This window comes from Micromonospora sp. NPDC005206 (assembly GCF_040608175.1).
Lineage (GTDB): Bacteria > Actinomycetota > Actinomycetes > Mycobacteriales > Micromonosporaceae > Micromonospora.
In genome coordinates this window covers 101,506-126,433 of record NZ_JBEXHU010000017.1, presented here as the reverse complement: position 1 = coordinate 126,433, position 24,928 = coordinate 101,506, and the positions used below count along the sequence as shown (strand labels likewise).

The window sequence follows — 24,928 nt, the reverse complement described above, 5'->3', positions numbered from 1 at the left end:
GGGTGTTTTCAGTAGCCCGCGATCTGCGGCCAGCGCTGTTCCACGCCGGCCGCGGTCAGGCGGTCCTGGAAGTCGGCCAGCAGACGGGGGGTGTTGCGGACCGCACGCGGGGACTCGCCCCGCGCCAGACAGAAGTCGGCGAGCAGGCCGGCGACCTCGCCGATGTTCCACTCGACCGGATGCAGCCGGTAGCTGCCGTTGGTGACGTGGGTGGTGCCGATGTTCTTGCCGGCCGGCAGCAGGTTCTCCATCCGGCTCGGGATCAGCGCGCCGAGCGGGATCTCGAACGGGCAGGAGCCGACGTCGATGTAGTTGTCACCACCGGTCGACGGGTGCAGGTCGATCCGGTACATGCCCACGCCCACCGCGTCCGGGTAGCTGACCGCGCCGTGGTCGCCCCGGACCGCCAGGGACAGGTCCTGCTCGACCACGGTGTACTCGGCCTGGATCCGGCGGGACTCGCGGATGTACGGGGCCTGGGCCAGGCCGTCCGAGCTGCCGGTCACGTCGCCGCGCAGCCGCAGGCCCGGGAAGCCGGTGCCGCCGTCCGGCCGGGGCGCCTCCGTCTGCAGCCAGTAGAGCACCGAGTACGACAGCTCGCGGGCCTTGGTCAGGTGCCACGACGCGTTCGGCACGTCGATGACCGGACCCTCGAAGTAGTCGATCATTGGCCAGTTGACCAGGGTGATGTCGCTGCCGTACGCGCCGTCGGTGAAGTTGCGCCGTGCGGCGATCCGCCGAAACGTCCACAGGTTGCCATCGCCCGGGTTGACGCGTTGATCGGCGTTGACGCTCAGCGGGTCGTCGTCCGGGTTGGGGGTGAAGCTGCGCTCGACGATCTCCAACGTCCGCGGGTGCGGTGACTTCCAGGACAGCAGGCGGTCACCCCAGAAGTCGGGCTTGTAGTCGCGCCAGAAGTCGTACCCCGCGGGACGGTCGATGGTGTGGTCACCGTCGACGTGGTCGAGGGCGAAGCAGACGGACACCGCCTGCATGTTCATCGGCTGGGCCTCGGCCGGGGCGCTCGGCTCACCGGTGTCCGCCTGCGACTCGAACCCGGTGACGTACTCGGTGCCCGTCAACGGCAGCAACTCGCCGGTCTCGGTGGCGTCCAGGACGTACGGCGCGACCACGTCGATCCGCTCGTCCCGGTCGCGGTGCGCCAGCGTCACGCCGGTCACCCGGTCCCCGTCGGTCTCCGCGGCGACCGGCCGGTACGGCTGCAGCACCCGAAGCCGGCCCGAACCGAGGTACGGGGCGAGCATCTGTTCGAGGACGGCGACGGCCACCCGCGGCTCGTGGCAGAGCCGGCTCACCCAACCCGCACCGGGGTTGAGGTCGGTCCAGGCCCGGGTCCGTTCGGTCAACGGGTAGTGGCGACGGTAGTAGTCGCGGATGCCGTTGCGCAGCGCCCGGTAGCTGGCGGTGGCGCCGAACTGCTCGATCCAGGAGTGTTCGTCCGGCGGGACGGCCTGGCTGGTGAGTTGCCCGCCGAGCCAGTCGAACTCCTCGGTCAGGATGACGGACCGGCCGGCCCGGGCCGCGGCGAGCGCCGCGGCGACGCCGCCCAGTCCGCCCCCGACGACGAGGACGTCCGTACGCATGAGTACCACGTGTTTCCTTCCAGTTGCGCGGCCGACCGCTCAGCGCCGGTCGACCGCCGGATCGGGGGTGCCGAGGGTGACGCCCTCGACGAGTTCGCAGGGGAGAAGTCGCTGCTGGACGCCGGCCGCGCTGCCATCGATGACGCCCGTCAGCACCTCGACCGACTGTCGGCCCATCTCCTCGCGGGGGATGCGGAACCCGGTGAACGCGATGTCGGTGGGGACCGGGGCCGTCGGGTCGCCGAGGGTCACGATCGACAGGTCGCCGGGCACGGTCAGGCCACGCCGACGGGTGGCCGACTCCAGCGCGACCGCCGTGGCGAAGTCCTCCACGAAGACGACGGTGGTCCCGTCGGCCAGCAGGGTGTCGACGGTTGTTTCGGCCTCCGCGGCCACTGCCGACATCTGCCCGGCGCTCTCCGCGGTCGCCGCGGCGGCGTGGAACCCACGGAGCCGGTCTTCGGAGGATTCCGCGGCGGTGCCCATGCTGACGTACGTCAGGCGGCGGTGACCGTGCCGCAGCGCCGTCTCGACGAGCTGGGCCACCGCCGAGGCGTAGTCGGCGCCGACGTAGGGGACCGGCCCGCCGGCGTCGTCGCGGCGCCCGACGGCGACGTACGGATATCCGTCACGGTTGAGCCGGTGCAGCTCCGCGCCGTCGATCTCGCGCCCGAGCAGGATGCACCCGTCGGCCAGACGTAGCCGGTTGTCCTGGTGGAAGATGCGTCGCCGGCCGTCCACCACCGGTGCGCTGGTGAGCAGCAGCAGGTCGCAGCCGACCCGCTCGGCGTACTCCTCGATGCCGAGCAGGAACGGGTGGAAGAAGTCCCGGCTGCCGCTGGGAAAGGCGGGCTCGTACGTGAAGACGCCGATGATCCGGTTGAACCGCGAGGCGAGGCGGCGGGCCACGGGGTCGGCGGCGTAGCCGGTCTCGGCGATGACCCGCAACACCCGGTCCCGGGTCTCCGGGGCGATGCGGACGTCGGCGTCGGTCCGATTGTTGAGCACCAGCGACACCGTCGCCTGACTGACGCCGGCCATCCGCGCGATGTCACGCTGGGTGACACGTCTGGGGGGAGCGGTCACGTCGGGTCCTTCCGGTGTTGCTAATGCGTATTAGCGGTCGGCGTTGGGAAGGAGCTTGGCCGGTGGCCCGGCGTGTGTCAAGGGGTGGACGCAAGATTTCGGCACGGTGAACTTGCTGGAGTAATGCGTATTAGCCGTCGAGGTTCGCGGCGGGTCGCTGTCTGGCCCGGGCCGCGAGCCGGCTCTTGACAGAGTCGCCGCCGGGCGCGCAATATTCGAGAAACATAGATGCTAATACGTATTAGCTCGGGTGGTGCCAAGGGCTGCCAGCCGATCGGTGTCCCCTGTGTTCTTACTGAGCGTCACACCGCGCCGCGCCGCGCCGTTCGTGCCGCCGATCCGACCGACCGAAGAGGAAGCCGCATGACGAGACCATCCGCCCCGTCCCGACGCGCTGTCCTGGCGGCCGCCAGTGCCGGCCTGCTCCTCGCCGCAGTAGCCGGCGCCCGGCCGGCAGCCGCCGAACCCGGGCTCGGCTTCCCCCAGTTCACCTACCAGGGCACCGCGTTCGACAAGGGCACCCTCACCTACAACCCGACGAACGAGTTCATCTTCCCGAGCGTCATCCGGGCCGCCGACTACTTCCCCAACCCGCTCGGCGCCTACTACCTGTACTACGCGCCGCACGAGCGTCCCGGCGGGATCGCCCTCGCGTACTCCGACTCGATCAACGGTCCGTGGACGGAGTACGTCGCCAACCCCCTGATCAGCAACACCTGGCTGCCGTACTACGCGACGGTCAGCCACATCTCCTCGCCGCACGCGGTGTGGATCGAGGGCGAGGGCAAGCTCTTCCTCTACTTCCACGGCGAGAACTCCATCACCCGGTACGCCACCTCCGACGACGGCATCCACTTCAGCTACGGCGGGACGGCGGTCAGCCGGAACGACACGACCGGTGGCGAGACCTCCTACGCCCGGGTGTTCGAGCAGTCCGTGCCCCGCCTGGGCACCCGGTACCTGATGCTCTTCATGGACAATCCGACCGCTGCACTGCCCGGACCGACCGGGCCCGTGTCGCGGCGGATCCGCTGGGCGGTCTCCAACGACGCGCGGACCTGGACCATGCAACCCGAACCGATCGTGACCCCGCAGGGCATCGAAGGGCCGAACGCCTCGGGACCGTTCTTCCTGCGCTGGAACGACCGCAACCTGGTGATCTACCACGCAGCCGATGGCAACATGCACGCGGTGGACGTCGGGCAGGACTTCGACCAGGAGATCCACCTCGGCATCGTGCACGACTCGATGTCCGCAGCGCCCGACCTCGGCCGCTCGGCCGCGCCGACGTTCTACTTCGATGGGCGTACCGCGCACATGTACTACGAGGCCGGCGGCCGGCTCACCGCGACCATCGGGCACGCCACCGCCACCCTGGCAAACCCGTTGCCGGTACGGCAGCTGGACTGTGCCGTGGACCGGCCGGTCCTATGGCCGCCGAACCATGAGCTGGTCGACGTCAACGTCACAGTCGACCTGCACGACGGCGTCCTCGGCCCGAACGCGTTCACCCTGACCGGCGTGACCGGTGGTGAGGCCGCGGACGTGAGTGGCTTCGCCGTCGGCACGCCGGACGCGAGTGGCAAGCTACGGGCCGAACGCGCCGGGAATGGCGGGGACCGGATGTACCACCTCACGTATGACGGTCACGACGAGATCGGACGGCCGGTGGGCTGCACCGTCACCGTCACCGTCCCGCACGACCAGGGCAGCAACTAGGTGTTCTGTCCATGGACGTTGGTGACACGGCTGGGATCTTGAAATAGGTGAAGGCCTCCGGTTGTGGAGTGGAGCTGTCTAGGAACCGCTCTGGCAACAGGAGGCCTTCGTGTCCCACGCTAACGCTGCCCTGACCCCTCGCGCACGTGTGCGCCTGGCGCGTCTGATCGTGGATGAGGGCTGGTCGGTCGCCCGAGCAGCCGAACGCTATGACGTGTCCTGGCCGACCGCGAACCGCTGGGCGCAGCGATACCGGCAGCAGGGCGCCGAGGGCATGCAGGACCGTTCGTCGCGGCCGCACCGCAGCCCGGCCCGGACCACGCGTCCGCTGGTACGCAAGATCGTGCACCTGCGGTGGAAACAGCGCCTCGGACCCGTGCAGATCGGCGGCCGCCTGGGCATGCCGGCCTCGACCGTGCACGCGGTGCTGACGCGTTGCCGACTCCACCGGCTGTCACACATCGACCGGGTCACCGGGGAACCGATCCGCCGCTACGAACACCCGCATCCGGGCGCGATGCTGCAGGTGGATGTCACCAAGTACGGCAACATCCCCGACGGCGGCGGGTGGCGTTTCGTCGGCCGCCAGCAAGGGCGGGCGCAACCGCCAGGCCACCGCACGGCGGACCGGGGCACGTAACGGCGTCTACGAACCTCAGATGGGTACGGCGTTCGTGCACACCGTCGTCGATGATCACTCCCGGGTCGCCTACGCCGAGATCCGTGACGACGAGAAAGCCGCCACGGCTATCGAGGTGTTACGCAACGCCGTCGGCTGGTTCGCCGCCCGCGGCGTCGACTCGGGCCGCGAGGTGACGGTGGCCCACCCGGACACCGCCCCTGGGTTGGAGTTCGATGGCGTCGTCGTGGTCGAACCCGCCGACTTCCCGCAGGACCTCGGCCGTCAGGGGCCGCTCTACACGGCACTCACCCGGCAGAACCGTGAGCTGGCCGTCGTGCACACGAGGCCGTTGCCTGAGCGGTTACGGAAGAGGTAGGGAGCCTCGCGCCACCACTTCGCCGTCGTCCGGCCGCCCCTGCGGCTCCCCGCTTGCCGATGGTTGTCTCGGCAATGACGTTGCACTACGCAGCGTTAGCGTGACGTACGGTTCGAGCTCGCACGGCCGGGTCACCAAGGTGGCCAGGCCATTCGACGCCAGGACTTAGTAGCTGTCCGTGAGCAGCTCGGCGACACTCGTCGGCTACGCGTGACCTCTGTCGTGCCGCGGCGCGACGGACCGCATCTCCACCACCACGGCGTGGTGGTCCCGAGGCGATGGGCGTGGCCCGTCCCCTTGCGCTTCACCCCAAACTCGGCATAACCCCGATACGCACCGTAGCGAACCCATAACTTATAGCTGCTGCCCAGGCTTCCCTGGGCCGACCAGGCCCGGCCGAAGGCAGCAGAACGGGGGAACCATGCGGAGACTTGCAGCCGCGTTGGCGGCGGGCGGGATTGCCGTAATCGGCTTCGCGGCACCCGCCCAGGCCAGCCCCGGCCTCAACTACGGGCATGACTGCGTCCGCACGGGCCAGGTAGAACCTCATCTTGGCAAGTTTGGGCCGGCCAAGATCAACCCGCAGAACAAGCCCACGGGCGCCCTTAACGCCCGTGACGCCAGCGGCGGCAAGAGCCACTTCGACGACGGGGGTGTCTGCTACCCCTGAGTAGCGCTGATCGCACTACCCGACCCCGCTCTCGTGGCCCGCGCATCGCCCCGTGCCGACCCGGGAGCGGGGCCTCGGTGCGTTCAACGCAGGTCAGCGTCTACAGGCGCGCAAGCCTTGCGGCACGCCGGCCGCGACGCACGGCGGGCAACTCCACCCCGCTCGCGAGTATCTCCCGGCGGCCCCCGAGGTAACGCGCCGCCCAAGCCGCTGCGACCCAGTAAACGAGGGCACGTGCTCGACCGGGGTGCTTCCGCGTCGACGGCAACCGGTCGATGGCAACGGGGTAATCGTGGGCGGCGTGCCCTTCGGCGCGCCCTGCCGAGATCGCGACCGCGTACCCGCAGCCCACGCCGCCCCTCGGGCGCTGCAGCGGTGGACCGTGCCGGTATTGGCGCAACCCGCGCCTGAACTACGACAGAAGTCTTGGCTACCCAGGGTAGGGCGGTTATGTTGCGGGCGCCGACGGAGGTGTCCGGTGGGGCTGGTACTTGTCGTGGAGGACGACGACCGAATAGCTCGGCTCGTGTCGCGGGCGCTGCGTGACGACGGGCACGTCGTCGAGCGGGCCGGAACCGGGCGGGACGGTCTGGACGCGGCCCTCGCCACCGAGTTCGATCTTGTGGTGCTGGATCTGATGTTGCCGGGCATCAGCGGTGTCGAGATCCTCGACCGGCTCGTTGGCTCCCGCCCCGACCAGCGGGTCTTCGTCGTGTCCGCGGTGCCGGAGATCGGCATCAGGGTCGCCTGCCTGGAGGCGGGAGCGGCCGACTTTCTCGTCAAGCCGTTCGCGGTGGCGGAGCTGGTGGCCCGGGTACGGGCGAGGATGCGCGGCCCCGCCCCCGGTCCGGCGCAGCGTTCCCTGTCCGTGGGGCCGGTCCGCCTGGATCTTCGGCTGCGCCGCGCCTCGGTGGCCGGCCGGCCGGTCGAGCTGTCGCTGCGGGAGTTCCTTCTGCTTCAGCACCTGATGGAGCGGGCCGGGCAGGCGTGCAGCCGGGCCGAGTTGTTGGCCGACGTCTGGGGGCTACTGTTCGACCCAGGCAGCAACGTGGTCGACGTGTACGTTCGCCGGCTCAGAGCAAAGCTGGACACCCCCGAGCGGGTGGAGACAGTACGCAATGTCGGGTATCGATTCATCGCGGAATGACCGCCTTCTCCTCGCCGCCTGGGCCGCCACGGCGATGGTCAACAGCTGCCTGATGTACGTCTTACCCGGAAAGGAGACAGTTCCCTTCCATCTCGTGTGGATCGGGCTGTCGGTCGTGTACGGACTGACCACCTGGCGCCCGGTTGTCATGGTCGTCGTGCTCGCCGCCGTCACGCTCACCACGGGATACATCCTCGTCCACCATGCCGCCGCGGCCGCCATCGGGTGGGAGGAAGTCACCGAGGTGCCACTGATGGCTGCGGTGTTCGGCGTCATGGTCTGGCATGTGCGGCGACGCCAGCAGATGGTGGCCGAGGTCGCCCGACTTGCCGATGTCGAGCGCCGCCGCGCCGAGTCCCAGGACCGCTTCGTACGGCTTGCGTCACATGAATTGCGAACCCCGATCACGATCGCCCGTGGGCACACCGAGCTGGTGTCTGCTGCCACTTCCGATCCCGTGATCCGGGAGGACACTAGAATCGTGCTGGAGGAGTTGGACCGGCTGGCCGGCATAACCCACCGGCTGGTGACCCTCATGCAGTTGGACGGGCCGTACGTCCGCGAGATGCGAGACGTCGACCTGCTGCTGGCTGGCATCGTGCGGCGGTGGCGGCCCGCTGCGGATCGCCAGTGGGGCGTGTGCTCCACGGTCGAGATGGCGTCGATCAATCAGGACCGTCTGGAGATGGCTCTCGACTGCCTTCTTGACAATGCGGTCAAGTTCACCGAAACCGGTGACCGGATCGAGGTCGAAGGAATCGGCACGCGAAACAGCTGGACCATGGTGGTCGCCGACTCGGGCAAGGGAATGTATCCGGAGCAGGTCGAGGCGCTGAGCAACGCGGGTGCGTCACCGGCCCCCCCGGGCATGTACTCCGGCACGGGACTCGGCTTGGCGATCGTAAGAGCCGTCGTCGGTTCGTGGGGCGGTTCGCTGCGGGTGGAGAGCGAGCCCGACGTAGGTACGAGGATCTCAATGGTCTTCCCACGCTTCGTCGCGCAGCAGGCGCCTACGGATGCGGCGCCCGCGCCCCAGCAGCGGGGTTCCGCCCCAGGCGGTTGAGGCGGCCCGAACGCCCGGCGCAGGACAACTGCGCGAGATCCGGGCCGACGGACCTCCGGCATGACAGCCAGATGACAAACCTGTCACGAACGCCGCGGGCCGACCTCCGGGCTCCATCATCAGTGTGACGCACGACCTGTGCCCTGATCTGGGGATCCGTGCCGAGCGTCGCGCCGGGAGGTGGAGCCGATGCGACCAGATCGGTCGAGGGCGACGATGACGAGCGCGCTGCGGACAGCATGGAAGACGTGGTGTCCACGGCCTTCGAGCAGACGATCGGCTGCGACCCCGGACAATCGCCGTCCGGGCCGAGTCGATCCACGGTCGGGGCCAATCCTTCTCCCTGCGGTACGCCGGCGATTCCGGCGACCTCGCCGCGTGATCGCACCGTCGACGGTCGTCCTCATGGTCGCCGCTCTTCTCCCACCGGTGATGGGATTCACCGGCGCCTCGTCGGCGCTGGCGGCCACCGCGTGTCCGGCCGGGGGCTGCACGGTCACCGTGGACGCGCGCGACTTCGCGACCGCTCGGGACAACCCGGCCGCCGGGCAGCTGGCGAACTTCACGTACATCATCAACGCGGACAACACCAAGCTGGCCAGCGATCCGCTCGTCCTGAACACCGAGAGCAACAGTCCGATCGTGGCCGAAGGCGACCAGAGCCGTCCGACGGTCAAGCTGCCCGCGGGACGTTACCTGATCTCGGTCCGCTCGCTGGATCACAAGATGTGGGGCAAGCACATCACGCTGCCCATCGATGCCGCTACTGACGGAACGCTGACCGCGCGGATCGATCTGACCGAGCAGAGCGAGGACCACCCGCTGCCGCTGGGGAAGATCCGGGTCTTCGTGTTCGAGGACAACACGTGGGCCAACGGCGCTCCGGACACCGAAGAGGCGGGTCTGGAGGGCTTCAAGGTCGGGCTCGAGGAGCAGACCGGCAACGCGGTCACCGTCGACTACAACAACAATCCGCTCTGCGGCGGGAACTGCCTGACCGACGACACCGGGTTCACCCAGCTCGACGACCTCGGGCCGGCGACGTACTTCATCGACGTGCATCCGCCGGACCAGCCCTGCAACAGCGACCCTGACAGCCGGTGGTACCAGACCACGACCATCGACGGTGGGCTGCAGCTGCTGGCCCCCGTCGAGGAGGGCAGCGACGGCACCGGCGCTCCGGGCGAGCAGTTGTGGGAACCGCCGAACAACCGCACCGCGTACTGGTTCGGCTTCGTGTGCTCTCCCACCCCGTTCGCCACCAGCGGCACGGGCGAGATCACGGGCAGGGCGCGCAACTGGGTGGAATGGGCGCCCTACACGACCGGCACCTACAACGAGCCGGTGGAGAACCCGTTCGTCGCGCTGTCCGACAGCACCACCGACCAGACCGTCTACATCGGCCGGGGCGACGAGGACGGTAACTTCGACATCCCGCACGTCCCGGCGGGGACCTACAACCTGTCGGTCTGGGATGAGCAGCTCAGCTACATCATGCGCTTCAAACCCCTCACCGTGGGCGCAGGACAGACCGTCGACGTCAACGACACCGGCGACGACGGTGAGGTCGGCCTGGGTGTGTCCCGCTGGTTCGGCTGGCTGGACGGGCACGTCTACAAGGACCTGAACAACAACGGCAAGTACGACGCGGGCCTCGACGCGCCGATCCCGACCACCGACGTGGACCAGCGGTGGCGGGACGGCTCCATCAAGGAAGCGACGTTCACCGACGCCCGTGGGCACTACGAGTACCCGACGGCGGAGGGCGGCCCACTCGGCCGGTGGATCGTCAACGAGCAGGGCTTCGCCCGCTTCACCGCCTACCCCGGCCCCTCCGTGCACGACGAGCACACCGGAGCGGTCACCCCGTCCTGCAGCGTGGCGCCCCCGGCCGTACCGGCCAACCCGTGCGTGCCGACCAACCAGGGTGGCGGTCTGCTGCACAACCAGCTCCTGCTCGAGGGACACCGCGCGACGGTCGACTTCGGCAAGCGCGACTACCCTGCCGGTACGCCCGGCCAAATCGTCGGCATCACCTTCAACGCCACCACGCGCAACGAGTTCGACGCGCGGTTCCAGGCCGCCGAGGACTACGAGCCGGGCATTCCCAACGTCACCGTTCTGCTCGAAGGCCCCGGGCCCGACCGCCAGCCGAACACGGCCGACGACGTGGTCCTCAACCGGTACGTCACCGACCACTGGCAGCAGCCAAACGCCAGCCAGGACCCGCAGCCCGACGGCAACAACTTCACGCAGAGCTGCAACCCCATCCGGGACATCAGCGGCGCGGACATCACCGCCCAGTTCAACCCCAAGATCGGGCCGAACTGCCTCGAGGTGCCGCTGACCGGCGAGCAGACCAAGGACGGGGCCTTCGACGGCGGCTACGCCTTCGCCGACTACTGCCCGAGCGGCCTGAACCTGGGAACGGACCTGTGCACGGACGGCTCGGATCCGTCCGATCACCCGCTCGTGGCCGGCACGTACATCACCCATGTGGTCATGCCGAAGGACGCGGCAGACACCCGTGCCTGCAACCCGTCGGGCGCCACCCAGCGGATCAGCAACCCGAAGGGCGCCGTCCCCGGCGGCGGCCAGGGATGCCTGTACCACATCGTCCGGGAGGAAGACGTCAACGTCGACCTCGGCAACCAGTTCGCTCCGCAGATCCCACCGCCGCCGTGCGCCGGCGACAGCCACGTCATCGACCAGTCGACGCTGACCCCCCGGAGCGTTTACTACACCGGGAACCAGGCCACCAGCACGTCCCGGCCGATGTGCGACAAGCGCCTGGTCGTTCTCGAGAACGGCCAGAACGCCAACGCCGACTTCTTCCTCATGACGAACTTCCGGACCGACCCCAACGGCACGAACGCCGCTGACCACCGGACCGGCGACGTGCAGCTGCCCGGCCGCCTGGTCGGACAGGTCTTCAACGACATCTACTTCGAGCGCAACAAGCTGTCCCCGTGGTACGGCGAGCCGCGGCCGATCGCCGGCATTCCGGTCGGCATCTACGCCCGGGTGGACACCGTGCCGAACGTCAACCAGCCGTACGACGCGAACACCTGGCGGCTGTTGACGACCGTGACCACCAGCGCCGACGGCTCGTTCGAGGTGCTCGTGCCCTCCACCGAGACGTTCAACTGCCCGATCCCACAGGGCCCGTGCCCCGGCATGTACCTGGTCAAGGTCGACGACCCCGGGACCAAGGAACACCCGAACACCAACTTCAACCCGAACCTGCTTGTCGCCACTACGCCGGCCGAGGCGTGGCCCGGCCTGACCACGCAGCTCGACCTGCCGCTGGACCCGATCTCCGGCACCGCATGCGAGGACCCCGCCGTCCCGGCACGGCCCGAGCTGCTGCAGATCTCCACCCCGGTCGTGCCGGCCGCCGGCAGCCGGCAGATCACCGTCCAGGCCGACTTCATCGGCGCACCCGGCACGGCCACGGGCACGACCGGCGTCCGGGCGACACTGACCGACGGCCGCACCGGCCAGGTGCAGACCCTGACCCGGGCCAACGGCGGCATCGTCAGCTGGACCCCGGGCAGCGGCTCCACGCCCGACAACATCGTGCTGAATGTGCCGGCGCTCAGCTCCACCTTCCGGCCCGGGCCGAAGCAGCTGACGATCACGACGGCGGACGCGAACGGTGGCGTGTCGAGCGTCAACGGCATCACGCTGCACGTGCTGGGCAGCAACGGCTCCGGCACGGACGTCGTCACCTACACGCCGACCGTGGTGAACGTGCCACCGCCACCGCCGGCCACCGGAAACGGCGGAGTGCACGCCCTGCAGAACGCGATCAACAGCGCCGTCCCGGGTAGCCTGCTCGTGCTCTCGCCCGGCGTCTACAACGAGAACGTGCTGCTGTGGAAGCCGCTCAAGCTGCAGGGACGGGGCCCCGGCGGCATCATCGGCGCCCACGAGCTGCAGGCCCGCGACCCCGAGGACGCGCGGTTCAACGTCCCCGGCACCGTCATCGACGGCCGGTACTTCCAGCAGAACGCATCGGACTACGACGCGACGATCAGCGCGAACTCGCCCTACGCGGGAGTGACGAACAACGGCCTGGTCGGCAACCACCCGGTGCTGCGCGGCGCGGACATCACCGTGCTGGCGAAGACTGCGACGGCGTACGACATCGGCACCGGCCTCACCGCGGCGTTCAACCGGGCCCGCATCGACGGCCTGGGCCTGACCACCGGTCAGGGCGACGGGGCGGGCGGCATCCAGCTGCAGGCCTCCGCCAACAACATGCAGCTGACCAACAACGTGCTGGAGAACAACGGCGGGATCGTCGCCGGTGGGATCGCGCTCGGCCAGCCGTACGACGCCGGGCCGCGCGGAACCGGCGCGCGGGTCAACCACAACTACAACGTGCGGATCGCCAACAACCGGCTGACCGGCAACGGCGGCCTGACCCAGGCCGGCGCCGTGGGGCTGTTCTACGGCTCCAACGGGTACGAGCTGGCGAGCAACATAATCTGCTCGAACTTCAGCGTGAACTACGGAGCCGGCGTCTCCCACATCGGCCTCAGCCCCGGCGGCAGGATCCACGACAACCAGATCTTCTACAACGACTCCGTCGACTCCGGCGCCGGCATCGCCATCGAGACCGAGCTGCCGGTGGGCTCGCCGGCCGCGCTGGGAGACGGGACCGGGACGGTGGACGTCGACCGCAACCTGGTCCAGAGCAACTACTCCGGCGACGACGGCGGCGGGATGTTCGTGCTCGACGCCCTCACCGCGCGGATCAACATCCGCAACAACATGATCAACAACAACGGGGCGGCGGACGTCGGCGGGGCCATCACGCTGGACGACTCGTCGAACGTTTCGATCGTCAACAACACCGTGGCCAACAACGTCTCCACCGGATCGTCGGAGGACTCGGACGGCAACCCGCACTCCGCCGGCCTGGCCTCCGAGGCGAACGACCCGCTGTTCCAGGCGACGCTGCCCGCCGGTTCGCCGCGCTTCTCCAACCCGGTGGCGCTGTTCAACAACATCTTCTGGAACAACGACGCGTTCACCCTGAGCCAGCCCGGCCCGGGAGCCACCCTGGTCGACCGAGGGTTCATCGACTTCGAGGTGCGCGGAACGACCAACAACGCCGACACGTTCACAGCCCGGTACTCCACGCTCACCAACGGCCAGATCCTGGGACCGGACGGCGTGCTGCGGGCACTGCCTGGTGGCCAGGCGAACCGGATCGGCGAGAACCCGCTGTTCGTGACGCCGTTCGTCAACGAGTTGACCGTGTCCGGGTCGCGGCTGGACCCGCAGACCGCGGCGGTGACGATCACCGGGCAGGACCCGCCGGTCGGACTGACCGGTGACTACCACCTCCAGGTCACCTCGCCGGCGATCGACCGCGGCGTGCGCTGCTCCAACACCCCGGTACCGGCGAGCATCTCGGCGTGTTCCGCCACCGCGATCGGCGCTCCCACCGGAACCCCCGGCGACATCGACGGGCAGAGCCGTCCGCAGCTGCGGCTGTCGGGGCGGGACACCACACCGTGGGATCTGGGCGCTGACGAACTGGCCGGAATAACGGTGCTCGTCCCCCCGAGCGGCCAGTGAGGAGTCCGATGTGAAAGCCATGGCGCGAACTTCGACACGGAGAGCGTTCCTCAGAGCGGTCGGCTGGGGCGCGGCAGGAGTCGCTGCCGGCGGAATCGTCGGCACGACCGCGGCGTACGGTCCCCTCGGCGCCCGCCGCGCGGAGGCGGCAACGACCGAGCTGTCCCTGGTGGCCACGGACGGGTACCTCAGCGTCCCCGGCCGGGAGGGCAACCCCCTCTACATCTTCGGCTTCGTTCCCGTCGACCCCTCTCTGTCGGTGGCGGAGCTCATCTCCACCTACAAGGGGCACACCAAGCACACCGCACCGACCCTCGAGTTCCTGCAGAACGACGACATCAGGATCACCCTGACGAACCTGGGTCTGTTGCAGCGCCCCGACCTGACGGACTCCCACACCATCCACTGGCACGGCTTCGACCTGCCGTCGCCGTTGAACGACGGTGTGCCCGAGGTGTCGGTGGCGGTGCCCATCGGCAAACAGCTGACCTACTTCTACCGCCCGCACCGTGAGGGCACGTACATGTACCACTGCCACTTCGAGGACGTCGAGCACGTAGAGATGGGAATGACGGGGATCGTCTTCGTCCGGCCCCTGCAGGACGGCACCTCGATCGGCGGGTTCACCAGGTTCGCGTACAACGACGGCGACGGGTCGACCGGCTACCACCGCCACTTCGCGCTCCTGCTCAACGAGCTGTGGACAGATTTTCACGACGGTGACCGGGACATCCAGGAGTCCATTCCGACCGACTACGACCCGCAGTGGTTCACCATCAACGGCCGGGTCTACCCGCAGACCGTGCTGCCCAACGACAGCCCGAGCCTGCCGACCGCCATGCGCATCGCCACGCCGAACCCGAACTACGGCGGCGCCCTGGACTACAGCCAGCCGAACTCCGCGCTCGTCCAGGTCAACCCCAGTGATCGGGCCCTCCTGCGGCTGGCCAATCTCGGTTACCAGCAGCACAGCATGCAACTGCCGGGCATTCCGATGCATGTCATCGGGCAGGACGCGGCGCTGCTGCGCAACGGCGCCGTCGATACGTCGTACTGGACGAACACCCTCTACGTCGGACCGGGAGAGGCACGAGACGTCCTGTTCGACGCGCCCCCGTACGACACCGCACGCCCCTCCGGGTCGGACAGTTGGGGAAGCTACAACGTCTATTACCTCAAGAACCGGGACTGGCGGAAGCTCTCGAACTTCGGCTCAGCGGCCCCGGGACCCGGGGGAATGATCACCGAGGTCCGGGTCTACTCGCCGACCCGTCCCCTTCCGGCCCAAACCGTTGTGGGCCAGACCTATGTCTGAGTGGGCGTGGCCGCGCGTCGCGGAAGGAAAAGCCATGATGAGGCAGAGAGCCCAACGGCTGGTCACCGTCGTCACGCTCGCCGCCGGCTCGGCGCTGCTTGTACCGGGACCCGCCGACGCGCTTCCCACCGAAGCGCCCAAGGTCGGGATGGTTTGCACCCCCGGCACCGTCGCGGGCGGCACCCACACCTTCAACCTGGTGGCGAAGACCGGCTACATCGAGACACCTGACGGCAACAGCGTCTTCATGTGGAGCTACGCCAACGCGGACGCCCCCGACAGCGGGCAGTTCCAGAGCCCGGGGCCGGTGCTGTGCGTGACCCAGGGGGAGACCGTCGTCGTCAACCTCACCAACAACCTGCCAGAGCCCGCCTCCATCGTGTTCCCGGGCCAGGACGCGGCGGTGACCGCCACCGGCGGCGCCACGAGTCTGTTGACCACCGAGGCGGCGGCGACGAACGGGACCGTCAGCTACCGCTTCGTGGCAGGCAGTCCGGGCACGTACCTGTACGAGAGCGGCTCGGGCATCGCCAAGCAGATCGAGATGGGCCTCTACGGCGCTCTGGTCGTGCGGCCGAGCCTCGGCCCCGCCTACGCCTACGACGCCACGACGGCGTTCGACCCCTCGCGCGAGTACCTCCTGCTGCTCAGCGAGATCGATCCAGAGCTGCACCATGCGGTGGAGACCGGCGCGACGTACGACGTCAACGCCCGGCGCGATCGCTACTTCGCCATCAACGGACGGGACTTCCCGGACACCATCCAGGACAACGGCTCCGGGCTGCTGCCCAACCAGCCGTACGGGGCACTGGTGCGGATCCGCCCGACGTCGCCCGGCACTCCGCCCGCTCTGGTCAGGATGATCAACGTGGGTGCCCTGAACCATCCCTTCCACCCGCACGGCAACCACACCACCCTGATCGCGCAGGACGGCCGGCCGCTGCGCGCGCCCGGCGGGGGCTCGGCGTCCACCGAGCACTTCGGCGAGACCATCGGCTCCGGGCAGACCGAGGACTTCCTCCTGCGTTGGGACGACCAGGACCAGTGGGATCCCAACACCCACCCGTTGCCGGTGCCGCCGCCCAACTACCGCGACGTCACGTTCAAGGACGGCAACACCTGGTACGGCGGCAGCCCATACCTGGGCTACAAGGGCACCCTGCCGACGGGGGTGGTGTCGCAGAACATCTGCGGCGAGTGGTACTTCCCGTGGCACAGCCACGCGCTCAATGAATTCACCAACTTCGACGAAGGCTTCGGCGGTATGGCCACCCTGCTGCGGGTCGATCCGTCCGGCGGGTGCACGGGTTACCCGACGTCGGGCGCCATCGTCGGCGGTGCGCTCAAGGGTGGCAGCGTCTCCGACCTCGCCGCGGACGACAGCAGGTACTACATGGTGAACCCGAGGACGACGACCCGGCCGACGGCCACGACCGCCACGCAGGCGAGCATCACCGTCTCCTCGGCCGCCGGCTTCCCCGCCTCGGGCACCTACCACGTTCGGATCGACAACGAGGTTCTGCTGGTCACGGGCGGACAGGGCACCACGACCTGGACGGTGGCACGGGGCCAACTCGGCACGGTGGCGGCGAGCCACCTGAGCGGCGCCACGATCACCCCGCTGGCAACCGACTGGTACGCGGCGTTCACCGGCATTCCGGCCGGAGCCCAGAACCTCAAGGTGACCTATAAGGGCAAGAATTGCGGCAGCACGACCGCCACCACATGCGTGACGATCAGCTCGAACCAGCCGCAGCAGACGGTCAAGATCTGCAATTGGACGATCGCGGGTGCGGCGGGCTGCTCGTCCGCGACCTCTGCCGGGTGGGTGACCCTTCCGCCACCGCCGACGCAGCCGCGGACCGTCGGATCCAGCGACCTCACCTCGACGTGGACGCTGGCCGGACCCGCCAGCGCCTACGTCGGCACCGGAGCGAACGGCGGCCAGGTCCGCGTGCTCGTCCACACGCAGCGGTACACGGCCCCCAACCCGACCCCCTTCTCGACATGGGGCAACCTCATGGCCCTCACCTACGACTCGCCATGACCGGCCGCGAGGTTAAGGAGAGATCGGCGATGCGCGCACATGCGTGGAAGACGACGACCAGGAGTCTGCTCGTCCTGGTCCTGATCGCCGCCGGGCTCGGGGTTGGCAGCCCGAGCGTCTCGGCCGCACCGGTGTCCATCAACGTGTGCGCGAAGGCCGGTAGCGTCACCCTGGCCGGTGGAGTGAACGTCCCGATCTGGGGCTTCGGCACGACGGCAACGCCGGGGAACTGTGCCGGCGTCACGCCGGTCCTGCCGGGGCCGCCCCTGACCGTCAACGTCGGGGACACCGTCACGCTCGCGGTCACCAACAACCTCCCCGCCGGCCACCCGCTCTCGTTCGAGATCCCGGGCATCGCCTTCAACGCGGGACCGGCCGACGCCGCCGTCGGCGCGACGGTCACCCGTACCTTCACGGCCAACGCGCCCGGCACCTACCTGTACGGCAGCGGCGGCGATGCCGGACGCCAGGCGGCGATGGGGCTCTCCGGTGCGCTCATTGTCCGGCCGGCGACGCCCAACCAGGCCTACAACTCCACGACGACCGCGTACGACGTGGAGGCCCTGCTCGTCCTGAGCGCCATCGACCCCGCCTTCAACGCCGCACCCGCGACCTTCGACATGCACGCCTACCGGGCGACGTACTGGCTCATCAACGGCAGGGCCTACCCGGACACGGCACCGGGCATCACGGCGGCAGCCGGACAACGCGTGCTGCTGCGCTATCTGAACGCCGGCTACGACAACACGACGATGCTGCTGCTCGGCATGCACGAGCGGGTGCTCGCCCGCGACGCCCGGCCGCTGAACGTCCCCTTCGACGCGAACGCCGAGACGATCCCGGCTGGCGCGACCGAGGACGCGATCGCCACGATGCCGGCCGGGTCCGGACCGAGCCCACACGGATTCCCGCTGTACAACCGCCAGCAGCACCTCACCAACGGCGTGCAGACCGGCACCGGCCCGACCCCGGCGACCGGCGGCGGGATGCTGACTTTCATCCACCATTGAGGTGAGGTACGGCCATGAGCGATCCACTCGATCGGGGCGGCACCCCGGTTGCGGGAAGGGGCCGGTGGCGCTGGGGCGGGCGGCACGCGCGCCTCGCCGGGGGGCTCACCGGCTTCGTCCTGGCGATCGCGCTGACCGCGTTCGCCCTGTCGGCCTGGCGCGCCTCGACGGACGACGCGAAGACCGCCGACAACCCCGTCCCGGCGGCCTGGGCGCGGCCGGTCGTGGACGCCGACAGTCTCGGCCAGCGCAGCGGCGTTCGGATCACCCGGGTGGCGGTCACCGGTGGGGGAGGACTGGTCGACCTGCGTTTCACGATCGTCGACCCGGAACTGGCCAACACCCTGCACGACGCGGGCACCCCACCGGCCGTGGTGGACGAGCGGACCGGTCTCGTGGCCCACGAGCTGCTGATGAACCATTCCCACACCGGCGCGTACCGGACCGGCGTGACCTACTACCTGGTGTTCGAGAACCCCGGAAACTGGATCCATCGCGGCGGCAGGGTCAGCGTGCTGCTGGGCAATGCGCAGGTGGAGCATGTCGCGGTCCGCTGACCCGGCCCGCCGGCCGGATGCCCGCATCTGGTTGCGGCTGCTCGGCACAGCCGGTGCGCTCCTGCTCGTCCTCCTGCCGGCGCGGCCCGCGGCCGCCCACGCGGTGCTGGTCGAGTCGCAGCCCGCCAACGGCACGACCGTCACCGCGGTGCCCCGTGTCGCGCTGCTGCGCTTCAGCGAGGACATCTCGCCCGAGTTCAGCGCCGCGTCGCTGCTCGACAGCACCGGGCAGGCCGTCGAGGGTACTCGTATCGCGACCGACCGCCGGGGCCCTCGCCAGCTCGTGCTCGAGCTGCCAACGCTCGCACCAGGGACGTACGGCATCGCCTGGCGCGTCCTCGCAGAGGACGACGGGCACACCACGGACGGGGTCGTGATCTTCACGGTCGGGAGCCCGTCGCCCCGTGCGCCGGCGCTGCAGGCCGCCGAATTCCGGGACGGCACGCCGCCACCGGACATCGTCCGCCGGTGGCTCGGCCTGTGCCTGCTCGCCGGGCTGATCGGCGGACTGGCAGTCGCCGCGGTCGTGCTCCGCCCCGTCGGCGCAGCGGCGGCTGAGCCGATCCGCGTTGCCGTCGACGAGGCGCGTCGGCGGGCGCTCACGCTCGCGGCCGGCGCGGGCGGGCTGGCGGCGGTCGTCGGCGGTGCCGACCTGGTCGCCCAGACGTACCGGTCGGGTCCGCTCGGCTTCTCGACGGCCGCCACCCTGCTGTCCGGCACCCGCTGGGGCAACCTCTGGCTGGCCCGTGAGGCGATGCTGCTCGCCCTTGCCGCCGTCGCCGCCGCCCTGCGATCCCCGGCCCGAGGGCGGCACCTTCGCGGCCCGGCACCGTGGGTGGCCGTCGGGTTGCTCGGGTCGGTCGCCGTGACGGTCGAGGCACTCGGCGGCCACGCCGCATCGGTCGGGGCCACGCGAACCGTGGCAGTCGCCGCGATCGCCGTGCACGCCCTGACCGCCTGCCTGTGGCTGGGCGGCGTTGTCACGCTGGCGGTGGTGCTCGCCCGCCGCGGTGGACCGGCCGCCGGCCGGGGCGACCTGCTGAAGGCCGTCGGTCACCGCTTCACGGTGCTGGCCGCCGTCTGCGTGGCGCTGGTCGTGGCGACCGGACTCTACAGCGCCGGGCGCGAGGTCGAGTCGGTGCGCGCGCTGGTCGACACGACGTACAGCCGGCTGCTGATCGCCAAGGGCGTGCTGCTGTCGGTGGCGGGCGGCCTCGGCCTGGCCAGCGCCCTCCGACTGCACGGGCGGACAGCGGCCCGGCTCGCCGCACCGCCGTCGCGACGGCTCCTCGCGGCCGAGGCCACGGCGGGTGTCGTGCTCCTGCTCCTGGCGGGAGCGCTGGTCGAGACGCCTCCGCCGAGGCAGTCCACGGCCCTCGACGCCGGCGCCCCCACCGCCGTCACGCGGAACGGATCCGTCGGCGACGTCGTGGTCTCGGTGACGGTCACCCCCAATCAGCCCGGCACCAACGGGTTCACGGTTCTCGCCGCGAGCTCGCGCCGCCCACCACCGGCGGAAATCGAGGACGTCACCGTCGAGTTCGACCGCGGATCAACCGCCGTGCCCCTGCGCGAGATCGAGCCGGGCCGGTACTTCGGCATCGGCAACCTGTCCAGACCCGGCCTCGTACAGGTCACAGCGGTGATCCACCGCGGCGGAGCGCGCCTGACGGTGCCCCTCCAATGGTCGCTATCCGCACCGGCGGCCGCGCCGCCGCCGTCCCGCGACCGGCTCGCTCCGATCGCCAACGCTGCCGCGGCCGCCGTGCTCGGCCTACTGGCAGTGCTCGCCGGCTGGCGCCTGACGGCCGTGCGGCGCCGCCGGCCGGCAGCCATGCCCACCGGCGAAGTTGCGCAGAGGATCCGGGAGGATGCCCGATGAGGCGAACCGTTGTCTCCGCCGCTCTCGCCGTGGCCTTGATGGCCTCCGGGACGGCGAGCCCCAGAGCCGGGACGGCGTCCGCCGATGCCGGCCCGACGGCCTCCGCGGAACGTGCCGGCATGGTGCGGGCCATCGTCGTGCTCAGGTCCCAGGTCGACCCGAACACGGTCGTGGCGCCGAGCCGCCACCGGCGCACGGTCGCGCTCGTACGTGCCCTGCGCGCTCGGGCGGGCGCCGATCAGACCGGCATGCTCGGCCTGCTCGCCCGGCGACGCGGGCAGGGCCTGGTGGCCGACGTGCTGCCCCTGTGGGTGGTCAACGCGGTCGCGATAGTCGCCCAGCCGTCGGTGATCGCCGAACTCGCGGCACGGCCCGACGTGCGCGAGATCCGCCCTGACCGTACGGTCCAGGCCCCGCCGTCGACGGCCGGCCCGTCGACCACAGCCGCCCCCGTGGAGCCGAACATCGCCGCGGTCAACGCCCCGGCGCTGTGGAGCCTCGGCCTCACCGGCCAGGGAACGGTGGTGGCGACGATGGACACCGGAGTGGACGGCAGCCATGCGGAACTCACCGCGAGCTGGCGCGGCGGCAGCAACAGCTGGTACGACCCGAACGGCGAACACCCGGCGACGCCGACCGACGTCAACGGGCACGGGACGGCGACGATGGGCGTGCTGGTCGGAGGTTCCGCGGGGGGCACGTCGATCGGCGTCGCGCCGGGCGCGAAGTGGATCGCCGTCAAGATCTTCAACGACCACGGCAGCACCACCACCTCGCGGATCCATCTGGGCTTCCAGTGGCTGCTCGACCCCGACGGCAACCCGGCCACGCCGGACGCACCCGACGTGGTCAACAACTCCTGGAGCGGCAGCATCGGCGGGTGCAATCTCGACTTCCAGCCGGACCTGCGCAACCTGCGGGCGGCCGGCATCCTGCCGGTCTTCTCCGCCGGCAACTACGGGCCCGATCCCTCCACCGTGCTCAGCCCGGCCAACAACCCGGAGGCCCTCTCGGTGGGCGCCGTCGACGACGGCGGGGTCATCGACCCATCGAGCAGTCGCGGCCCGTCCGCGTGTGCCCAGGCGATCGCGCCGCGGCTCAGCGCGCCCGGCGTCGGCGTTCGGACCACCGACCTGTACGGCGGCTATCGTGACGTGTCCGGCACGTCGCTGGCCGCGCCGCACGTCGCCGGGGTGCTCGCCCTGCTGCTCGGCGCGTTCCCCGACCTCGGCGCGGACCGCCAGCAGAGCGCGCTGGAGAGCGCCGCGGTGGATCTGGGGGAGCCCGGACCGGACAACACGTACGGGCACGGCAGGGTGGACGCGCTCGCCGCCTACCAGTGGCTCGCCACGGCGCCCGACTTCAACGTGGCGGCGTCGCCTCCCGAAGCGACGACCGTCCCGGGCGGCACGGTCACGTACACCGTCGCCGTCTCGGGCGTGCACGGCTTCGCCGGGGACGTGGCGCTCGCGCTCGGCGGCCTCTCCGGCACAGCGGCCACCTGGACGATCACCCCGGCCGTCATCGCGGGTGGAACGGGCTCCGCCCAGGTGGCCGTCACCACGGCGCCCACGATCGCGGCCGGGACCTACCCACTGACCCTCACCGCCACCAGCGGCGGACTGAGCCGGACGGCGGTGATGCTGCTGGTGGTGAGCCCGCCGCCCGACTTCGGCCTCGTCGCCGCGCCGACCTCCGCCGGCGTCGTCGCGGGCGGCAGCACCGGTTACACGATCGGCGTCACCGGCCTGAACGGGTTCACCGGCACAGTCGGGCTGAGCCTGAGCGGCCTGCCGGCCTCGGTCGGCACGGGATCCTTCTCGCCGTCGGTCGTCGTCAGACCGGGCAGCGCGAGCCTGCGCATCGCGACGTCGGGGTCGGCGCCGCCAGGGACGTACGCCTTGACGGTGACGGGTACGAGCAGCTCGAAGAGCCACTCCACCGGAGTCACGCTGGTGGTCACCCCGGCACCGGACTTCTCGCTTACTGTCTCGCCGTCGGCGGCGACGGTGCAGCGGGGCCAGACCGCCACCTACGCCGTGTCGACCTCGGCGATCGGCGGATTCGCTGGCACCGTGGCATTGTCGGTAACCGGGCTGCCAACCGGCTCGTCGGCCAGCTTCACGCCGAACCCCGTCGGCGCCGCCGGCGCCTCCACCCTGCGGGTGAACACCGCCAGCCGGACCCCGCGCGGCACGTTCGCGATGGTCATCACCGGCACCAGCGGCTCGCTGGTCCACCAGGCCACCGCGACGCTGATTGTCCGCTAGCAGGAGGCCGACCACGCCAACCCGGAGCGTCGTGCACGTTCTCAACGCCGCCTATCCGAGCTGCGTCCCGGGTGCCGAGGGCGGCTGCAGCTCGTCGAGCGGCACGGCGGGGTCGGCCAGTCGGTCGAGGTCGACCGGCTGGGCTGTCGCGACGAGCCGCCGGATCGACGGGACGACGTCCCACACGTTGACGTTCATGCCGGCGAGCACCCGCCCGCCGGCGGTCCAGAAGGCGATGAACTCGCGCTTGGCGACGTCGCCCCGGACGACGACCCGGTCGAACGCCTCGGGCGGGGCGTGTCCGACGTACTCCATTCCCAGGTCGTACTGGTCGGTGTAGAAGTAGGGCAGGTCGTCGTAGCTGACGGGCTGCCCCAGCATGGCGCGGGCCGCCGCGGCGCCGCCGTGGAGTGCATTGGCCCAGTGCTCGACGCGCAGGCGCCGGCGCAGCACGGGATGGTAGGCGTTGGCGACGTCACCGGCGGCGTAGATCTCCGGGTCGGCGGTGCGCAGGGACGCGTCGACGACGATTCCGTTCTCGACGGTGAGGCCGGCCGCGGTCGCCAGCTCGGTGTTCGGCTGTACGCCCACGGCGACCACCACGGAGTCGGCGGGCACCTCGGTTCCGTCGGCCAGCAGGACCGAGGAGACTCGACCGGTGCCGCGGATCTCGCGGACCTCGGCGCCGAAGTGGAAGGTGACGCCGTGGTCCCGGTGCAGGTTGGCGAACACCTGGGCGATCTCGTCGCCGAGCACCCGGCGCAACGGCAGCGTGGCCGTTTCGACGATGTCGACGGTGGCGCCGCGCTGCCGGGCGGCGGCGGCGACCTCCAGGCCGATCCACCCCGCTCCGATGATCACGACGTGCGCGCCGTCCACCAGCGCCGCGGCGATTCGACGGCTGTCGGCGAGGGTGCGCAGCCGCAGCACCCCGTCCAGGTGGACGCCGGGTGCCGCGAGGTCGCGGGGTCTGGAGCCGGTCGCCAGCAGCAGCTTGTCGTAGCGGATCCGCTGGCCGTCGGCGAGCTGGACCTCCCCGTCGGAGCGATCGACGGCGACGGCACGCACGGCGGTGCGTAGGTCGACGTCGTGCTCCGCGTACCACCCGGCGTCGTGCACGTACACGCTGTCGGGTTCGGCGCCTCCGGTCAGCAGACCCTTGGACAGTGGCGGCCGCTCGTACGGTCGCTCCGACTCGTCGCCGATCACGACGAGCCCGCCGTCGAAGCCCTCCTCCCGCAGCGTCTGCGCGGCCCGCGCGGCGGCGAGCCCGGCTCCCACGATCACGAACGTGCCGGTCTTCGACATCGGTCCAGCTCCTTTCGAGGTGCGTCGATCAGCGGGGGCCGACCCCGGCCAGGGTGAAGAACTCGGCGCGCGAGCGGTGGTCGTCGCGCAGGGTGCCGAGCAGGGTGGAGGTGATGGTGCTGCTGCCCACGGCCCGGACGCCGCGCAACGTCATGCACAGGTGTTCGGCTTCGATGACCACGCCGACGCCGCGCGGGCGCAGTTGGCTGGTCAGCCAGTCGGCGATCTGTTTGGTCAGGCGTTCCTGGACCTGCGGGCCGTGGGCGAACAGTTCGACCACCCGGGCCAGTTTGGACAGTCCCAGGATGCGTTCGCCGGGCAGGTAGCCGACGTGCGCGACGCCGACGAACGGCAGCAGGTGGTGTTCGCAGACCGACCGGATCGGGATGGCCCGGGCCAGCACCAGCTCGTCGTAGCCTTCGTCGTTGTCGAAGGTGGTCAGCTGGAACTCGCGCGGGGTGAGCAGCTCGGCGTAGGCGCGGGCCATCCGGCCCGGGGTGTCGGCGAGCCCGTTGGCGGACAGGTCGACGCCGAGCGCGGTCAGGAACTCCGCCGCCGCCCGTTCGGCGGCGGCCGGGTCGCGGCGGGGACGCTCGTGCTGCACCCGAAGGGCGGTGACACTCACCTCAGCGACCTCCCACGCCGAGGGCCGCGGGCGCG

Annotated in this window: 15 protein-coding genes and 1 pseudogene; 12 read left to right on the top strand and 4 right to left on the bottom strand. The window is 70.3% G+C overall.

Annotated elements, in window-relative coordinates:
• Window positions 1-8: 8 nt before the first annotated feature.
• Both ABZU69_RS25400 and ABZU69_RS25395 read right to left on the bottom strand, forming a co-directional pair.
• A complete protein-coding gene (locus tag ABZU69_RS25400) occupies window positions 9-1,604 on the bottom strand; it encodes an FAD-dependent oxidoreductase (RefSeq protein WP_354966846.1) in 1,596 nt (531 codons plus the stop codon).
• 39 nt (window positions 1,605-1,643) lie between these two features.
• Window positions 1,644-2,690, bottom strand: a complete 1,047-nt coding sequence (locus ABZU69_RS25395; RefSeq protein ID WP_354966845.1) for a LacI family DNA-binding transcriptional regulator — start codon at window positions 2,688-2,690, stop codon at window positions 1,644-1,646.
• Window positions 2,691-3,053: 363 nt separating this feature from the next.
• Between ABZU69_RS25395 and ABZU69_RS25390 the strand changes: the two genes are divergently transcribed.
• The 12 genes and pseudogenes from ABZU69_RS25390 (at window position 3,054) to ABZU69_RS25335 (ending at window position 22,960) form a co-directional block, all read left to right on the top strand.
• Window positions 3,054-4,409 carry a hypothetical protein gene (locus ABZU69_RS25390; protein ID WP_354966844.1) on the top strand — a complete coding sequence of 452 codons (1,356 nt, stop codon included), beginning with the start codon at window positions 3,054-3,056 and terminating at the stop codon, window positions 4,407-4,409.
• Window positions 4,410-4,518: 109 nt separating this feature from the next.
• Window positions 4,519-5,206, top strand: a pseudogene (locus ABZU69_RS25385) (leucine zipper domain-containing protein); the annotation flags it as partial.
• A 622-nt stretch (window positions 5,207-5,828) separates the two neighbouring features.
• Window positions 5,829-6,077, top strand: a complete 249-nt coding sequence (locus ABZU69_RS25380) for a hypothetical protein (RefSeq protein WP_354966843.1) — start codon at window positions 5,829-5,831, stop codon at window positions 6,075-6,077.
• A gap of 478 nt (window positions 6,078-6,555) precedes the next feature.
• On the top strand, window positions 6,556-7,224 hold the full coding sequence (locus tag ABZU69_RS25375; protein WP_354966842.1) for a response regulator transcription factor: 669 nt from the start codon (window positions 6,556-6,558) through the stop codon (window positions 7,222-7,224).
• Complete coding sequence (locus ABZU69_RS25370; protein ID WP_354966841.1) at window positions 7,196-8,287, top strand: HAMP domain-containing sensor histidine kinase; 1,092 nt, start codon at window positions 7,196-7,198, stop codon at window positions 8,285-8,287. Before ABZU69_RS25375 ends, ABZU69_RS25370 begins: the two co-directional genes overlap by 29 nt.
• Window positions 8,288-8,665: 378 nt before the next feature.
• On the top strand, window positions 8,666-13,879 hold the full coding sequence (locus ABZU69_RS25365) for a hypothetical protein (protein ID WP_354966840.1): 5,214 nt from the start codon (window positions 8,666-8,668) through the stop codon (window positions 13,877-13,879).
• A 169-nt stretch (window positions 13,880-14,048) separates the two neighbouring features.
• Window positions 14,049-15,194 (top strand): multicopper oxidase domain-containing protein, encoded by a 1,146-nt coding sequence (locus tag ABZU69_RS25360; protein WP_354966839.1) that lies wholly within the window; start codon window positions 14,049-14,051, stop codon window positions 15,192-15,194.
• A gap of 34 nt (window positions 15,195-15,228) precedes the next feature.
• Window positions 15,229-17,241, top strand: a complete 2,013-nt coding sequence (locus tag ABZU69_RS25355; RefSeq protein WP_354966838.1) for a multicopper oxidase domain-containing protein — start codon at window positions 15,229-15,231, stop codon at window positions 17,239-17,241.
• Window positions 17,242-17,270: 29 nt separating this feature from the next.
• Window positions 17,271-18,251 (top strand): multicopper oxidase domain-containing protein, encoded by a 981-nt coding sequence (locus ABZU69_RS25350; protein WP_354966837.1) that lies wholly within the window; start codon window positions 17,271-17,273, stop codon window positions 18,249-18,251.
• A 14-nt stretch (window positions 18,252-18,265) separates the two neighbouring features.
• Entirely contained in the window at window positions 18,266-18,808 is a 543-nt protein-coding gene (locus ABZU69_RS25345) for a hypothetical protein (protein WP_354966836.1), read from the top strand.
• On the top strand, window positions 18,792-20,690 hold the full coding sequence (locus tag ABZU69_RS25340) for a copper resistance protein CopC (protein ID WP_354966835.1): 1,899 nt from the start codon (window positions 18,792-18,794) through the stop codon (window positions 20,688-20,690). The genes ABZU69_RS25345 and ABZU69_RS25340 overlap by 17 nt, the downstream gene beginning before the upstream one ends.
• A complete protein-coding gene (locus ABZU69_RS25335) occupies window positions 20,687-22,960 on the top strand; it encodes a S8 family serine peptidase (protein ID WP_354966834.1) in 2,274 nt (757 codons plus the stop codon). The genes ABZU69_RS25340 and ABZU69_RS25335 overlap by 4 nt, the downstream gene beginning before the upstream one ends.
• A 51-nt stretch (window positions 22,961-23,011) precedes the next feature.
• Here ABZU69_RS25335 and ABZU69_RS25330 read toward each other — a convergent pair whose 3' ends face one another.
• On the bottom strand, window positions 23,012-24,268 hold the full coding sequence (locus ABZU69_RS25330) for an FAD-dependent oxidoreductase (protein WP_354966833.1): 1,257 nt from the start codon (window positions 24,266-24,268) through the stop codon (window positions 23,012-23,014).
• A gap of 28 nt (window positions 24,269-24,296) precedes the next feature.
• The gene (gene folE, locus ABZU69_RS25325; RefSeq protein ID WP_354966832.1) at window positions 24,297-24,893 is read right to left on the bottom strand and encodes a GTP cyclohydrolase I FolE; all 597 of its coding nucleotides are present in this window, start codon (window positions 24,891-24,893) and stop codon (window positions 24,297-24,299) included.
• Window positions 24,894-24,928 lie beyond the last annotated feature (35 nt).

Coding starts and splice junctions, on each gene's coding strand:
- ABZU69_RS25400 (WP_354966846.1), bottom strand. CDS start 1,604: ATGCGTACGGACGTCCTCGTCGTCGGGGGCGGACTGGGCGGCGTCGCC.
- ABZU69_RS25390 (WP_354966844.1), top strand. CDS start 3,054: ATGACGAGACCATCCGCCCCGTCCCGACGCGCTGTCCTGGCGGCCGCC.
- ABZU69_RS25380 (WP_354966843.1), top strand. CDS start 5,829: ATGCGGAGACTTGCAGCCGCGTTGGCGGCGGGCGGGATTGCCGTAATC.
- ABZU69_RS25370 (WP_354966841.1), top strand. CDS start 7,196: ATGTCGGGTATCGATTCATCGCGGAATGACCGCCTTCTCCTCGCCGCC.
- ABZU69_RS25355 (WP_354966838.1), top strand. CDS start 15,229: ATGATGAGGCAGAGAGCCCAACGGCTGGTCACCGTCGTCACGCTCGCC.
- ABZU69_RS25350 (WP_354966837.1), top strand. CDS start 17,271: ATGCGCGCACATGCGTGGAAGACGACGACCAGGAGTCTGCTCGTCCTG.
- ABZU69_RS25345 (WP_354966836.1), top strand. CDS start 18,266: ATGAGCGATCCACTCGATCGGGGCGGCACCCCGGTTGCGGGAAGGGGC.
- ABZU69_RS25340 (WP_354966835.1), top strand. CDS start 18,792: ATGTCGCGGTCCGCTGACCCGGCCCGCCGGCCGGATGCCCGCATCTGG.
- ABZU69_RS25335 (WP_354966834.1), top strand. CDS start 20,687: ATGAGGCGAACCGTTGTCTCCGCCGCTCTCGCCGTGGCCTTGATGGCC.
- ABZU69_RS25330 (WP_354966833.1), bottom strand. CDS start 24,268: ATGTCGAAGACCGGCACGTTCGTGATCGTGGGAGCCGGGCTCGCCGCC.